A 13,796-nucleotide genomic window follows, 5' to 3' on the forward strand; every position below is an offset into this window, starting at 1 on the left:
GGCGCACGGTGGTGGACTCCTGGGAACGGGCCCGGCACATCCTGGAGGAGGCGGGCCTGGACCCCGGCCGCTTGGCCCACCTCGCCCCGCTGACCGGCGGCACGTACAACACCGTGGAGGAACTCCGCCTCACCGACGGCACCCGCTACGTGCTGAAGATCCCGCCCGCGGCGGCCACCCCCGGCCTCCGGCACGAGCACCGGCTCCTCGTCTCCGAGGCCGAGTTCTACCGCTCGGCCGCCCGCGCCGGGGTCCCCGCACCGGGGCTGGTGTCCATGGGCGACGACTTCCTGCTGATGACGGCCTGCCCGGGCGACTCCTGGGACGGCTCGCTCACCGACCCGGAACAGACCGCACTGCGCACGGAGCTGGGACGCCTGACGGCCCGGCTGCACCGCGTGACGGGCCACGCCTTCGGCTATCCCTCCGGCGCCCTCGGCCCGCTCGCCCCCGACTGGCGGACCGCGTTCACCACGATGTTCGACGCCGTCCTCGACGACGCCCGGCGCTACGGGGCGCGGCTGCCCCGCCCCGTCGACTCGGTGGCCCGTACCGCCCGGTCCGCATACGGCTCCCTCGACGAGGTCACCGTCCCGTGCCTCGTGCACTTCGACCTGTGGCCGGGCAACATCCTGGTCGACCGCTCGGCCGGCGACGCCCGCATCGGCGGCCTCATCGACGGGGAGCGCATGTTCTGGGGCGACCCCCTGGCCGACTTCGTCTCCCTGGCGCTGCTGGGCGACATCAAGCAGGACGAGGCGTTCCTGGCGGGCTACCGGGAGACCGGCGGCCGGGCCCGCTTCGACGCCCCGGCCCGCCTCCGACTGGCCCTCTACCGCGCCTACCTGTACCTGATCATGCTCACCGAGACGATTCCGCGCGCGGTCGGAGAGGAGCAGGAGCGCTGGGTGCAGGACAGGGTCGCTCCGGAACTTGTCGCGGCCCTGGACGAGATCGAGGAAACTCTTCGGGTGGCGCCGCGCTGAGGTTTCTCAGGTCGCGGCGGAGGTACTCGCGTGGCGCCCGGACCAGCGAAGGGAGCACGCCGTGACCGACCATCGCCTCGAAGGACCCGGCGAGAACGGTGAGCCCGTGCCGCGGGACATGCCGGACCAGCAGGCCGACGCCGGCGAGGACCCGTGGGAGGTCGCCCCGCGCTTCACGGGCACCGGCAAGGACGGCAAGGACCGGACGAAGGACGAGGAAGACGAGGCCGAGGGCCACGAGCCCGCCCGCGACGTCCCCGACACGGACGAAGCGGGGACGGGACGGCAGGGAGTACCGCGCTCGGGAACCGTCCACCCCGAGCATCCGGACCCGGACGAGTCCTCCGCCTGAGCGCCGTTCAGCGCTCCGGCGGCGTGAGCGCCGATGGCCGCAGCCGACCGTGGGGGCCGGCTGCGGCCATCGGTCGTCTTGGCAGGGGCGTGCGGGTCGAGCGGTCAGCCGACCTTGCGCCCCCGCATCGGTTCCGTCCGTGCGCCCCCGCCCTGCTGAAGGCCCTCGAAGAACTCCTGCAGCACCTCCATCGCCGTACGCTCCGGCCGCCAGCCGAGTTCCGCACGCGCACGCGTGCAGTCCATCAGCGGCAGCCGCAGCACCGCGTCGAACAGGTGCGGGGAGGCGGGCAGCAGGTGCAGGCCCCAGGCGGCGGCGATCGCCGAACGGGCCGCGGTGCGCGGCAGCCGTACCGGGCGCGCCCCGAGCATCTCGCCCAGCACCTGCGCGTCGACCGGCTGCTCGGCCGCCAGGTTGAAGGCGCCCCGGACGTCGGAGTGCACGGCCAGCCGGTACGCGTTCGCCGCGTCGTCCGTGTGCAGCGCCTGCACCCGCAGCCCCGGGATGTCGGGCAGGAAGGGCAGCAGCTCCGGGCGGGCCAGCGGGCCGGGCAGGAACCGCCCGCCGAAGATCCGGCGCTGCTCGCTCGCGGACTCCCACTTGAAGAGGAAGGCGGGCCGCATCCGCACCACCCGCGTCTCGGGGTGGTCGCGCTCGAACGTGTCCAGCGCGCGCTCCAGATAGGCCTTCTCACGGCAGTAGGCGGCGTCCGGCCAGCCGTGCGTCGGCCACGACTCGTCCACCGCCCGGTCCTTCGGGCCCGGCGAGTACGCGCCGACCGACGAGGCGTGCACCAGCGCCGGCACCCCCGCGGCGGCCACCGCCTCGAACACCCGCATGCTGCCGAGCACATTGGTGCGCCAGGTCGCCGCCGGGTCGTGCGTCGGCTGGAACGCCCAGGCCAGATGGACGACCGCGTCGGCGCCCCGGAAGTGCTCGGCCACATCGGACTGCTCGGAGGCCAGGTCGACCGCCGACCAGTCCGTCTTCGGTGGCGACCAGTCGGGGATCCGCCGGGCCAGGCCCAGCACGGAGGCGACCTCCGGATCCTCCGAGAGGAGGCGCACCACGCTGGTGCCCACGTTGCCGGTGGCGCCCGTGACGACGATCCTCATGCCTGTTCCGCTGCTCACCATCGGCTCCTCTCGGCCGCGACCGTCCTCGGAGAAAGACCGAGTACCCGGGTCGCGCGGATTGCACGTGGGCAGAGGACAGCCCCGGCCGGACGGCGGAGTCCCACGGCCGGGGCGGCTCAAGAGGTGGACACGGATGGCGGTCGCCTCTCGGCGAAAGGCTCCACAGGGCTTCAGCCGAACGATCGTCCCCGTGGGCGATCTGTGTCACCGCTCCCCGTGCTCCGGAAGGATCTCGGCCCACAGGTTCTCGGCCTGGAGCAGCAGCGTGCCGAGCACCGCCGTGTGCTCGGCACCCAGCCCGGCGTGCTCCCGCAGCCTTTCCTGCAAGTACCCGTGCAGCTCCCGCATCCTCCCCTCCCTCTCGTCGCACCGGCGCGGGTCCACGCCGCCGTTGAGCAGACGGTCGGCCTCCGTGTCGCAGGCGTCCCCGATCAGGTCCAGCAGATCCGCGTACGAGCGCAGGGCCCGCCCCTCGGGCGGTGCCGGCGTGCGGCTGTCGTCCACGGTCACCGCCAGCGCCCGGGTCAGGGCCGTGACGTGCCCGGTGACGCGGCCGAGGCGTTCGTCCTCGTCCGGCGGCGGCAGGGGCATGTGCGGTACGCGGTGCAGGGCGCGCAGTGGGCCGTAGGTCAGGCGCAGGCTCTCCTGGCTCCAGTGGCGCGCCGAGCGCAACGCGTCCAGACGGTGGTCCAGCCGAGCCGAGGCGTTGAGCCAGCCGGCGGCGGTCTGCGCGTCCCAGTCGCCCTCGTGCAGGTCCGCGGCGACGGCGCGCAGAACGTCGCCCGATTCCCGGGCGAGGGTCGCCAGGTTCTCCCGGACGTCCCGCAGATGGATCGGCGGGAAGACGAGGGCGTTGACGGCGACGCCGATGACGGCGCCGAGCGCCGCCTGCCCCACCCGGTGCCCCACGCCGGACATGCTCACCGTGCCCGAGGTGAGGGTGAACAGGGCCGTGGTCGCCGCGTAGATGCCCTGGTCGCCGAAGCGAGGCCAGTTCGAGAGCAGCATCAGCACCGGGACGGACAGGGCGAGCGCGCCCGTCGTGTCGCCGGTGAGGGCCAGAGCCGCCGAGGCCAGCACGGTGCCGACGCAGACCGCCCCGAACTGCCGCGCGCCCTGCACCAGCGAGCTGTAGACGGTGGCCTGCACCAGCACCAGCGCCACCCACGGCGCCATCAGCGCCAGCGGGTCGCCCATCCAGACGCCGCCCACCAGCCAGGCGATCACCGCCGCCGCGGCAGCCTTCAACGACTGGACGACCAGGTCCCGCTCCCGCCCGGGCCCCCGCCAGGCGGCCCGCACGGCCTCCACGGCCCCCCGCGCCTCCCGCCGCACGGCGTCAATCGGCCGCGTGCCACGGACCCCCTGCCCGAGACCACCCATACGCTCACGCAGCGCATCGGCGGCCGCCCGGCTGTCCATCACGTTGCGGCCCCGGTCCGACGGGCGGTCGGTCGCCCTGCCGTGCCCCGTCTCCCGGGCTGCCCGGCTGGCGCTCGCCGTGTCGGGTTCTGTCATCCGGGCTGCCCGGTCGTCCGTCGCCTTCTGGGGCCGTGTACCTGGGGCCGAGGGGCTGTCCGTCGCCATGCCGGGCCGTGTCTCCCGGGCTGTCCGGCTGTCTGCTGCCATGTGGGGCCGTGCCTCTGGGGCCGACGGGCCGTCCGTCGCCCTGTCGGGTCCTGTCGTGCAGGCAGTCCGGCGGTCGGTCTCCTCGTCGGCTGCCGTCTCTCGGGCTGCCCGGTCGTCAGGCGTCTCGTCGGGTGCCCTCTCCGGGGCCGTCCGGCTGTCCGTCGTGTTGCCGTGCTCCGTCTCTTGGGCCGTCCGGCTGTCGGTCTCCTCGTGGGGTTGTATCTCCCGGGCCGGCTGCCCGGTCGGGCGGGTGTCGTTCGCCGCCGCGGCTTCGTCCTTCCGGCGGCCGAAGGTGCGAGCTGCCCGTCGAACCACACTCGTCACACGCGTCATGCGCTGCGAGTATCCGCGTGACCGGGGGTTTCACGCCGCTTCATGCGAGCGGACTGTCCCGCAGGGACGACAGAAGGTGCGCGGGGTCGGCGTAGACCGCGTCCGCGCCGGACTTCTCCAGGTCGGGACGCGGGATGCCACCGCACAGGACGCCCACACAGCGCACCCCGGCGCGGCTGCCCGCCCGCATGTCCCACACGGTGTCCCCGACGAAGACCGCCCGCTCCGCCGGCACCCCGGCCAGGTCCAGGGCGTGCTCGACGGGCTCGGGCGCGGGCTTGCCCGCCTCCACGTCGTCGGCACTGGCCGTGGCGGTGATGGCGTCGTCCGCGTCGATCGCCCGGCGCAACGCGCTCAGCTCCGCACCGCCCGCCGAGGTGGCCAGCACCACGGCCCAGCCGTCCCGGTGCAGCCGCCGCAGCAGCGCCCCGGCCTCCGGCAGCGCGGGCAGCCGGTCGAAGTACTGCCCGTACAGCGCCTTGTGGGCGGCGCTTATCGCCGCGTCCTGGCCCGTGTCCCGGTCCTCGCCGAGCAGATGCGCGACGAGGTCGGTGGAGGCCAGGCCCACGGCCCGGTGGACGGCGTGCATCGGCACGTCGTGGCCCGCCTGCCGGAAGGCCTCCCACCACGTCACGACGTGCAGGTGGTTGGTGTCGACCAGCGTGCCGTCGACGTCGAACACGGCCGCCCGTTCCGCCTTCGCCATACGTGCGATCCCTTCCTCTCCGGCCTGCTCTCAGGCCGGACCGGGTACCACCTCAGCCGCCCGCCACGCCGGACGGCACCCGACGCTCACGGGTCCAGGCCAGCAACTCGTCCAGGGACCACGTCGTCACCACCCGCTCGGGCGGCACCCCGCACTCCTCCGCCCGCGCGCACCCGTTGATCTGCCAGTCCAGCTGCCCCGGCGCGTGCGCGTCGGTGTCGACGGAGAACAGCACACCCGCGTCCACGGCCCGACGCAGCAGCCGCCGCGGCGGGTCGAGCCGCTCCGGCCGGCTGTTGATCTCCAGGGCCGTGCCCGTCTCCACGAGCGCCGCGAACACCTCGTCCGCGTCGAACTCCGACTCGGGCCGCCCCCGCCCGGTCAGCAGCCGCCCCGTGCAGTGCCCGAGCACGTCCGAGTGCGGATCACGAACGGCGGCCACCATCCGCCGGGTCATCGACCGGGCGTCCATGCGCAGCTTGGAGTGGACCGACACCACCACGACGTCGAGCCGGTCCAGCAGCTCCGGCTCCTGGTCGAGCGAGCCGTCCTCGAGGATGTCGCACTCGATGCCGGTCAGCAGCCGGAACGGCGCCCAGGTCTCGTTCAGCTCCGCCACCACGTCCAGTTGCTCCCGCAGCCGCTCGGCCGACAGCCCGCGTGCCACCGTCAGGCGCGGCGAGTGGTCGGTCAGCGCCGCCCACTCGTGCCCCAGCGCCGCCGCGGCCCGGCCCATCTCCTCGATCGGGCTGCCGCCGTCCGACCAGTCGGAGTGCAGATGGCAGTCGCCGCGCAGCAGCGCCCGCAGCCGTTCGCCGCCCCGCACGGCCCGTGGCTCCTTCGCCTCCCCCTCCAGTTTCCGCAGATAGCCCGGCACCTCACCGGCCAGCGCCTCCCGCACCACCTGCGCGGTCTTCGGACCGACCCCCTTGAGCGACTCCAGCGACCCGGCGTCCGCCCGCCGGCGCACCTCGTCCTCGCCCAGCTCCTTCAGCACCCGGGACGCCGTACGGAAGGCGCGCACGCGGTACGTCGGCGCCAGGGACCGCTCCAGCAGGAAGGCGATCCGGTCCAGTGCCTCGACGGGATCCATCGCCACCTCCACCCCACAAGGGTTCCCCAGCGCCCGGCGGGCCGCACGACGGGCGGGCGGTTTGCCCGGTACACACCCGGGTACTGCGATGCCTCGTCCCGAATCCTCGACGAGGAGGCCTGTCATGTCCGCCCCCACCGCGCCCCGCAGCAAGGTCGCCGTGATCACCGGATCCGACTCCGGCATCGGCAGGGCCACCGCCGTACGGCTGGCCCGGGCGGGCATGGACGTCGGCATCACCTGGCACAGCGACCACAAGGGAGCGGAGGAGACGGCCGAGGAGGTCCGGGCGCACGGGCAGCGGGCCGAGGTCGCCCGGATGGACCTCACCCGGCTGCCCGAGGCCGCCGATACCGTCGACGAGCTGTGCGAGCGCCTCGGCCGCATCGACGTGCTGGTCAACAACGCGGGCACCGGCACCATGACGCCCTTCCTCGACCTGGAGCTGTCCGACGTGCGCGAGGTCCTCGACGTCGATCTCGTCGGGCCGTTCCTGTGCGGGCAGAAGGCGGCCCGGCACATGATCCGGCAGGGCGACGGCGGGCGGATCGTCAACGTCACGTCCGTCCACGAGCACCAGCCGCGCGTGGGCGCCGCCCCGTACTGCGCCGCCAAGGGCGGCCTCGGCCTGCTCACCCAGGTCATGGCGCTCGAACTCGCGGAGTACCGCATCACCGTCAACGCCGTCGCACCCGGCGAGATCTCCACGCCCATGACCGGGCAGGAGGACACCGACCCGCACACCGAGAGCCGCCCCGGCGTGCCGCTGGGACGGCCCGGCGACGCCCGCGAGGTCGCCGCCGTCATCGCCTTCCTCGCCGGCCCGGACGCCTCCTACGTCACCGGCGCCTCCTGGAGCGTCGACGGCGGCATGCTCCGCATGGGCCCGCAGGCCGGCTCGCACCTGACGAGCGACGACTGGCGCCGCCCCTGAGCGCACCGGCCGGCCGGTCCGGCCGGTGCCTGGACTCCGCACTACCGCCGGATGCGCTCTACGCTCGATGCATGACCGAAAGCGCGAGCCCGTACATATCCCACCCGCGGATCATGGTGCTCGGGGTGCAGCCGGGCACACCGCCGTTCCGGATCGTGGAGATCGACGGCCAGGTGGTCGGGGAGGCCAAGGCCGTCACCGACGTCCTGGCGGCCGCCGCCGCGTTCGGTATCACGGTCCACGATCTGGACGATCCGGACGTGGTCCGCTGGGTCGGCGGCGACAAGTTCACCTGGACCGTGCACTAAGGACCTCACCGAGCACTGAGGACCTGACCGTGCCCTAGGACTTCCCCGACGCCGGCTTCTTCCCCGCCCGGCCGCCGCGGGGCCTGCGCGCATGGACCGCGCGGCTCAGCCGCCGGCCCAGGAGCAGGTAACCGACCAGCGCGCCCGCGGTGTTCAGGATGACGTCGTCGATGTCGAAGGCGCGGCCGGTGACCAGCGCGCCCTGGGCGAACTCCACCAGCAGCATCACCACGGCGGTCAGCAGCAGCAGGCGCAGGATGCCGCGGGTGCGCGGCGCGACGACGGGCACGAGGACGCCGAAGGGGACGCCCAGCAGGATGTTGCCGCCGATCTGCCGGACGGCGTCCCGCAGTTCCGGCTGGTCGAGATAGGCCTTCAGCGAGCGGCCCGGATGCAGATTGGTGTGGGTCAGCGCCTCCGACGCGGGCGAGGGCTGGAGGGTCAGCCTGGCCAGCACCACGGCGAAGGCCACCATGAACGCGAAGGCGCACAGCATCGCCAGCAGCCGGACGAGCAGTGGCAGCGGGCGTCGCTCGCGGCCGGAGTCGGCCGTACGGAGACGTGAGGCTGCACCGGCCATTCTATCCTCCAGACTTCAACTTCTTTGAGTGATAAGTCGGTTACCCACGGGCGCGCCGGCGATGCCGCCACGGGCCGTTCCCGGCCACGGCCTCCCCGCGCTCCGTCGCGTCCCTCAGTTCCCGTACGAGACGCGTACCTCCTTGAAGCCCAGTGAACGCAGCAGGCCTTGCAGCATGCCGGTGGTGTTGGTCTCGGCGCGGGCGGTCAGCTCGCTCTCCTTCGCCGCGTCGCCGATGTGCCGTACCGCGAGTTTCTGCACGGCTTGTTCGCCGTTGGGGTTGTCCGAGAAGAAGTCGCCGAGGCGGTCGAAGAGGCCGCGCTGCTTGGAGACGGCGTAGGAACGGTCGGGGTCGAGGGCCGGCTTCCCCAGTTGCGCGTGGGGCAGTCGGAGCGTGGCGGACGTGCGGTCGCCGTTGACCTGCACGTCGTTGTCGCCGACCTTGCCCAGGTCGACGTAGGCGTCGACGGTGCCCGCACCGACGTACAGGGTGCGGGTGCCGCGGATCGCGTCGGGGAGGAACTTGGCGTCCTTCTCCAGGTCCACGACGACCTGGAAGTTGCCGGAAGCGGCGTCGTAACGGCTGAGGTCCTGGATGGACTTCAGCAGCGCGGGACCGGACCGGTCCTGGGTTTCGGTGCCGAACAGGTCCTTCAGGCCCGGGATCACGCTGAGCCGGATCCCGGCGAAGAACACGACGAGCACCAGCACCAGCGCGCCCACCACCTTCGCCCAGCCGGGCACGCGCCTGGGGAGACGCTTGACGGGAGTCGTCATGCGACGGCCCTCCTTCCTACTGTCCGGATGCCCGCCCCGGGCCATGCCAGACCGGCCGGTTGAGGATGGGGGACGTCAGCGGAAGCACTGCAGGGCGCACTCGGGCATCACATCGAGCCGGACGCCGCCTCCGGCTGCTCCAGGGCCGCGTCCAGCGTCGGCTGCGGGGGCAGCACCCGGGACAGGCCGGTGATCCGCAGGATGCGCAGCGTCAGCGGGTGGGCGCAGACGAGAAGCAGATGCCCGTCCCGGTCGAGCACCCGGCTCCTGGCCCGGTACAGCAGCCGCAGGCCCGAGCAGTCGAAGAACTCGATCCGGCTGAGGTCGATCACGACCCGGGCGGCGCGGCGGTTCGTCTCCCGGTCCAGGTGCGGGGCGATCGCCGTGGCCGCGGCGAGGTCGATCTCGCCACGGAACTCCAGCACCGTGTGCCCCCGTTCCTGGCGGACGCGCAGATGCCGGGTGAGCGGTGCAGGTTCCTGCCGCACGACGAGATCGCCTCCAGCCTGCTCCGTGCGTGGGGAGGGGCCGCGGTTCTCAAAACCGTTCCCCGCCCTGCAAGTTACCCTCCAATGAGTGAATTTGAGCATGTTCGATTGACATATGTCTTTGAATTGCGGCCGAGTTGGCCGAGGTTCGCGCGGGGGTGTGCGCGGGCGTGAGTGGGGGCGTGATCCCCGGCGTGCGCCTCGGGTTACGACAGGGCGTGCCAGGCCTTGGTGAGGGCCTGGCGGAACTGCTCGGTCTGGTGTGCCGTGAGGTCGCGCACCATCCGCTCCTCCAGCTCCCGGACGGGCCCGGCATGCCGTGCGAGCAGCTCCCGGCCGGCGTCGGTGAGCAGGATCAGCAACTCGCGGCGGTTGCGGGGATTGCGCTCCCGGCGCACCAGCCCGCGGCCCTCCAGGGAGCGGACGAGGTCGGCGATGGACTGCGCGGTGACGAAGGAGTCGCGCGCCAGCTGGGCCGCCGACAGTCCGTCGTGTCGCTCGAGGACGGTCAGCGCGGTGTACTGGAGAGCGGTGATCCCGGAGGGTCTGACCAGCTCGTCCAGATGGGAGCGCACGACGAGCTCCACCTGCTTGACCATGTAGAGCAGGGAAGGGGGCGCCTTGGTCACCTGTGCGTCGAGCATGGATGCAGGCTAGAGCATTGACAGGAAACCTGTCTGTAAAGAGACTGCGAACCAACAGGAATCCTGTTTGTTGAAATCTTGGCGACGACGCTGAGGAGCGGCGATGACCACCTTCGAGAGGGAACCCGGACAGCTGTTCATCGGGGGACAGTGGCGCGAGGCCGCCGACGGGGCGCGTACCGAGGTGGTCGACCCGTCCCGGGGCACGGTCGTCACCACCGTCGCGGAGGCGGGCCCGGCCGACGTCGACGCGGCCGTACGGGCCGCCCGCGAGGCCTACGACGACGGCGCCTGGTCCGGTCTGAGCGGCCGCGAGCGGGGCCGGGTGCTGCACCGCGTCGCCCAGCTGATCCGCGAGAACGCCGACGAGATCGCCGCGCTGGAGAGTCTCGACGTCGGCAAGCCGATCACGCTGTGCGGCGCGGTCGACGTGACGAACGCGGCCAACGACTACGAGTACTTCGCGAACCTCGCGCAGAGCCAGGACGGCGCCCTGCGCGACACCCCCATGAACGCCCTCGCCTACACCAAGCGCGAGCCGCTCGGCGTGGTCGCCGCGATCACCCCGTTCAACTTCCCGCTGATCCTCGCCGGCACCAAGCTCGGCCCCGCGCTGGCGGCCGGCAACACCGTCGTCCACAAGCCCGCCGACGAGACCCCGCTGAGCGCCCTGTACATGGCCCGGCTGTTCCAGCAGGCGGGTGTGCCCGACGGCGTGGTCAACGTCGTGACCGGCAGCGGACCGGTGGCCGGCGAGGCGCTGCTGCGCCACCGCGGTGTCGACAAGGTCGCCTTCACCGGCTCCACCGCGATAGGCCGGCATGTCGCGAGCGTCGCCGGCGAGGCCCTCAAGCCCGTCACCATGGAGCTCGGCGGCAACGCGGCCCACCTCGTCTTCGAGGACGCCGACCTGGAGAAGGCGGTGGGCGCGGTCATCAAGGGCTTCGTCTTCAACACCGGCCAGTTCTGCATGGGCGGACCGCGCCTGCTGGTGGCCCGCTCGGTGTACCCGACGCTGCTCGGCATCCTCGCCGAGGCCGTACCCGGGGTGCCGATCGGCGACCCGCGCGACCCGGCCACGGTCGTCGGCCCGATGGCGGCCGAGAAGCACCTGAAGAAGGTCGAGGAGTACGTCGCCCTGGCCCGCAAGGAGGGCGCCCGGATCGTCTGCGGCGGCGAGCGGCTCGACCTGGACGGCGGCTACTACTACCGGCCGACCGTCATCGCCGACCTGTCGAACGACTCCCGCGTGATCCAGGAGGAGATCTTCGGCCCGGTCCTCACCGTGCAGCCCTTCGACGACGAGGACGAGGCCGTCGCCCTCGCCAACTCCACCCCCTACGGCCTGGCCTCGGGCGTCCAGACCACCAACCTCGCCCGCGCGCACCGGGTCGCCGACCGGCTTCAGGCCGGCATCGTCTGGGTCAACGACTGGGCGATGCTCGACTCCGCCATGCCCTTCGGCGGCGTGAAGGACTCCGGCTACGGCCGCGAGTACGGGCCCGAGGCGCTCGCCGGTTACACCAAGGTCAAGTCCGTCCTCGTCTCGCTCGACTGAGACACCGTCAAGGAGCTCCTGCGATGCCCACCACCACCCGTGCCGCGGTCGTCGAGTCCGGCGGCGCGCCCTTCACCCTCTCCGACGTCGTCCTCGACGAACCCGGCCCGCACGAGGCGCTGGTCCGCATGGTCGCCACCGGCCTGTGCCACACCGACCTCGGTGTGGCGAGCGGCGGACTGCCCTTCCCGCTGCCCGGGGTCCTCGGCCACGAGGGCGCGGGCGTCGTCGAGGCCGTCGGCTCCGCCGTCACCGGCGTCACGCCCGGCGACCACGTCCTGCTCTCCTTCACCTCCTGCGGTGACTGCCGCAACTGCCGCGGCGGGCACCCCGCGTACTGCGCGACCTGGCTGCCGCTGAACCTGCTCGGCGGCGGCCGGGCCGACGGCACGAACACCATCAGCCGTGGGGGAGAGGCCCTGGGCGGGCACTTCTTCGGCCAGTCCTCCTTCGCCGAGCGGGCGCTGGCCGACGAGCGCAGCCTCGTCAAGGTCGACCCGGACGTGCCGCTGGAGTCCATCGCCCCGCTGGGCTGCGGCGTACAGACCGGTGTGGGTGCGGTCTGGAACGTCCTGAAGCCGGACACCGGCAGCACGGTCGTCGTCCTGGGCGCCGGAGCGGTCGGCCTATCGGCCGTGATGGCGGCGGCCCTCACCCCGGCCACGCGGATCGTCGCCGTCGACCGGGTCGCCGAACGCCTTTCGCTGGCGACGGAGCTGGGCGCCACGCACACCGTCGACACGAGCGGGACGGACCTCGGCCCGGCCCTCGCCGAGATCACCGGCGGCCAGGGCGCGGACGGTGTCGTGGAGACCACGGGCAACGTCGGCGTCCTGCGCCAGGGCGTCGACGCGCTCGCCGCCCGCGGCACGCTGGTCGTGGTCGGCGCCCCGCCCTTCGGCACGGAGGTCGCCCTGGACGTCAACGGCCTGCTGGGCGGCAAGCGGATCGTCGGCCTCACCCTCGGCGACAGCGAGACCCAGACCATGATCCCCGCCCTGGTCCGCCTGGTGAAGGACGGCCGGCTCCCGCTGCACCGCCTGATCAGCACGTATCCCTTCGGGGACATCGACCGGGCGGTCCAGGACATGAGGTCGGGCAAGACGATCAAGCCGGTCCTGACGTTCTGACGCGGCCGGCCGTCATGGCCGGTTCGCCTGAGAGCTCGGGGGCGCGGTGGACCGGCGTGTGCGGCTTTGCCGTGGCTTGTCGCGCAGTTCCCCGCGCCCCTTTGGGGCACTGCCGTCCGGGTCAGTCGTTCACCAAAACCAGCTTCCCCGTCGTCCGGCCCGTGTCGCCCGAGGCGTGCGCCTGCGCGGCCGCGGCCAGCGGGAAGGTCCCGGCGATCGTGGCGCGGAGCCTGCCCGTTTCGGCCAGTTCCGCGATCGTCTCCATGCCGGTGCGGTCGGCGTCGACCAGCATTCGGACCGCTCGCACACCGAGCTGCTCGGCCTCCCGGTAGAAGTCGTCCGAGCCCGCCGGCAGGATCGACACCACGACCCCGCCCGGGCGCAGCACGCGCAGCGAGCGCAGGGCGTTGTCGCCGCCGATCGTGTCCAGGACGACGTCGACGTCCTTCACGGCCTCGGTGAAGTCCGTCTCCCGGTAGTCCACCGCCTCGTCCACGCCGATCTCCCGCAGGAACTCGTGCTTGCCGGCGCTCGCGGTGCCGATCACATAGGCGCCGCGCGCCTTGGCGATCTGCACCGCCACGTGACCGACCCCGCCCGCCGCGGCGTGGATCAGCACCCGCTGCCCGGGCCCGAGGTCCGCGTGCTCGACCAGTGCCTGCCACGCGGTCAGCGAGACCAACGGCAGCGCGCCGGCCTGGACATGGTCGATTCCGGCCGGCTTGCGGGCGAGGGCGCGGACCGGAGCGATCACGTACTCGGCGTGCGAGCCGTGCCCGAACGGATACGGCAGCATGCCGAAGACCTCGTCACCGGGCGCGAACGCCGCGACGCCGATGCCGACCGCCTCCACCACCCCGGAGACGTCCCAGCCGAGGACGAAGGGCGGCTCGCCCAGGAAGCCCCCGGTCGCCCGGTGCTTCCAGTCGGTCGGGTTGACCCCGGCGGCCCGCACCCGGACCAGCACCTCGTTCGGCCGGGGTTCCGGGCGCTCGACTTCCACTTCCTTCAGGACCTCGGGGCCGCCGAGGACGTCCTGGCTGATGGCTCGCATCGTGTTCTGTGTGCTCATGGTGTCCCAGCGTGCCGGTCCGCCCACCGTCCGCCAATGGCAGAATTGCCAACCTTCGATAGGATCGTGC

Annotated in this window: 15 protein-coding genes; 6 read left to right on the plus strand and 9 right to left on the minus strand. The window is 72.7% G+C overall.

The genetic code is table 11. From position 1 onward, the window contains the following. The first annotated feature begins 8 nt into the window (after positions 1 to 8). Positions 9 to 986 (plus strand): phosphotransferase family protein, encoded by a 978-nt coding sequence (locus PV963_RS41220; protein ID WP_274821555.1) that lies wholly within the window; start codon positions 9 to 11, stop codon positions 984 to 986. A gap of 61 nt (positions 987 to 1,047) precedes the next feature. Beyond that, complete coding sequence (locus tag PV963_RS41225) at positions 1,048 to 1,338, plus strand: hypothetical protein (protein ID WP_274821556.1); 291 nt, start codon at positions 1,048 to 1,050, stop codon at positions 1,336 to 1,338. Between the two features lie 104 nt (positions 1,339 to 1,442). On the opposite strand, the gene PV963_RS41230 is transcribed toward PV963_RS41225, so the two are convergent. The 4 genes from PV963_RS41230 to PV963_RS41245 form a co-directional block, all read right to left on the minus strand. Beyond that, positions 1,443 to 2,471, minus strand: coding sequence for an SDR family oxidoreductase (locus PV963_RS41230; protein WP_274821557.1), 1,029 nt, complete (start codon positions 2,469 to 2,471; stop codon positions 1,443 to 1,445). 207 nt (positions 2,472 to 2,678) lie between these two features. Continuing rightward, positions 2,679 to 3,857 carry an FUSC family protein gene (locus tag PV963_RS41235; RefSeq protein ID WP_274822274.1) on the minus strand — a complete coding sequence of 393 codons (1,179 nt, stop codon included), beginning with the start codon at positions 3,855 to 3,857 and terminating at the stop codon, positions 2,679 to 2,681. Between the two features lie 619 nt (positions 3,858 to 4,476). Continuing rightward, the gene (locus PV963_RS41240) at positions 4,477 to 5,142 is read right to left on the minus strand and encodes an HAD family hydrolase (protein ID WP_274821558.1); all 666 of its coding nucleotides are present in this window, start codon (positions 5,140 to 5,142) and stop codon (positions 4,477 to 4,479) included. A gap of 52 nt (positions 5,143 to 5,194) precedes the next feature. Then, positions 5,195 to 6,235: a PHP domain-containing protein gene (locus PV963_RS41245; RefSeq protein ID WP_274821559.1), complete on the minus strand. Its 1,041-nt coding sequence runs from the start codon at positions 6,233 to 6,235 to the stop codon at positions 5,195 to 5,197. 124 nt (positions 6,236 to 6,359) lie between these two features. On the opposite strand from PV963_RS41245, the gene PV963_RS41250 reads away from it, so the two are divergent. Together PV963_RS41250 and PV963_RS41255 are read left to right on the plus strand one after the other, a co-directional pair. Further along, entirely contained in the window at positions 6,360 to 7,169 is an 810-nt protein-coding gene (locus tag PV963_RS41250) for an SDR family oxidoreductase (protein ID WP_274821560.1), read from the plus strand. A gap of 71 nt (positions 7,170 to 7,240) precedes the next feature. Beyond that, on the plus strand, positions 7,241 to 7,477 hold the full coding sequence (locus tag PV963_RS41255) for a hypothetical protein (protein ID WP_274821561.1): 237 nt from the start codon (positions 7,241 to 7,243) through the stop codon (positions 7,475 to 7,477). A gap of 34 nt (positions 7,478 to 7,511) precedes the next feature. Here the strand turns inward: PV963_RS41255 and PV963_RS41260 are convergent, their stop codons facing one another. The 4 genes from PV963_RS41260 to PV963_RS41275 form a co-directional block, all read right to left on the minus strand. After that, positions 7,512 to 8,057, minus strand: a complete 546-nt coding sequence (locus tag PV963_RS41260) for a VanZ family protein (RefSeq protein ID WP_274821562.1) — start codon at positions 8,055 to 8,057, stop codon at positions 7,512 to 7,514. Between the two features lie 114 nt (positions 8,058 to 8,171). Continuing rightward, positions 8,172 to 8,834, minus strand: coding sequence for a DUF4230 domain-containing protein (locus PV963_RS41265; RefSeq protein WP_274821563.1), 663 nt, complete (start codon positions 8,832 to 8,834; stop codon positions 8,172 to 8,174). A 107-nt stretch (positions 8,835 to 8,941) separates the two neighbouring features. Next, positions 8,942 to 9,322, minus strand: a complete 381-nt coding sequence (locus PV963_RS41270; protein ID WP_274821564.1) for an anti-sigma factor antagonist — start codon at positions 9,320 to 9,322, stop codon at positions 8,942 to 8,944. Between the two features lie 206 nt (positions 9,323 to 9,528). Next, complete coding sequence (locus tag PV963_RS41275; RefSeq protein WP_274821565.1) at positions 9,529 to 9,966, minus strand: MarR family winged helix-turn-helix transcriptional regulator; 438 nt, start codon at positions 9,964 to 9,966, stop codon at positions 9,529 to 9,531. A gap of 103 nt (positions 9,967 to 10,069) precedes the next feature. On the opposite strand from PV963_RS41275, the gene PV963_RS41280 reads away from it, so the two are divergent. After that, positions 10,070 to 11,524 carry an aldehyde dehydrogenase family protein gene (locus PV963_RS41280; protein ID WP_274821566.1) on the plus strand — a complete coding sequence of 485 codons (1,455 nt, stop codon included), beginning with the start codon at positions 10,070 to 10,072 and terminating at the stop codon, positions 11,522 to 11,524. Between the two features lie 23 nt (positions 11,525 to 11,547). Next, positions 11,548 to 12,654: an NAD(P)-dependent alcohol dehydrogenase gene (locus tag PV963_RS41285; RefSeq protein WP_274821567.1), complete on the plus strand. Its 1,107-nt coding sequence runs from the start codon at positions 11,548 to 11,550 to the stop codon at positions 12,652 to 12,654. A gap of 121 nt (positions 12,655 to 12,775) precedes the next feature. Here PV963_RS41285 and PV963_RS41290 read toward each other — a convergent pair whose 3' ends face one another. Next, a complete protein-coding gene (locus PV963_RS41290; protein WP_274821568.1) occupies positions 12,776 to 13,726 on the minus strand; it encodes an NADP-dependent oxidoreductase in 951 nt (316 codons plus the stop codon). Between the last annotated feature and the right edge of the window lie 70 nt (positions 13,727 to 13,796).

Origin of the sequence: Streptomyces coeruleorubidus (genome assembly GCF_028885415.1) — a bacterium.
GTDB classification, from domain to species: Bacteria; Actinomycetota; Actinomycetes; order Streptomycetales; family Streptomycetaceae; genus Streptomyces; species Streptomyces coeruleorubidus_A.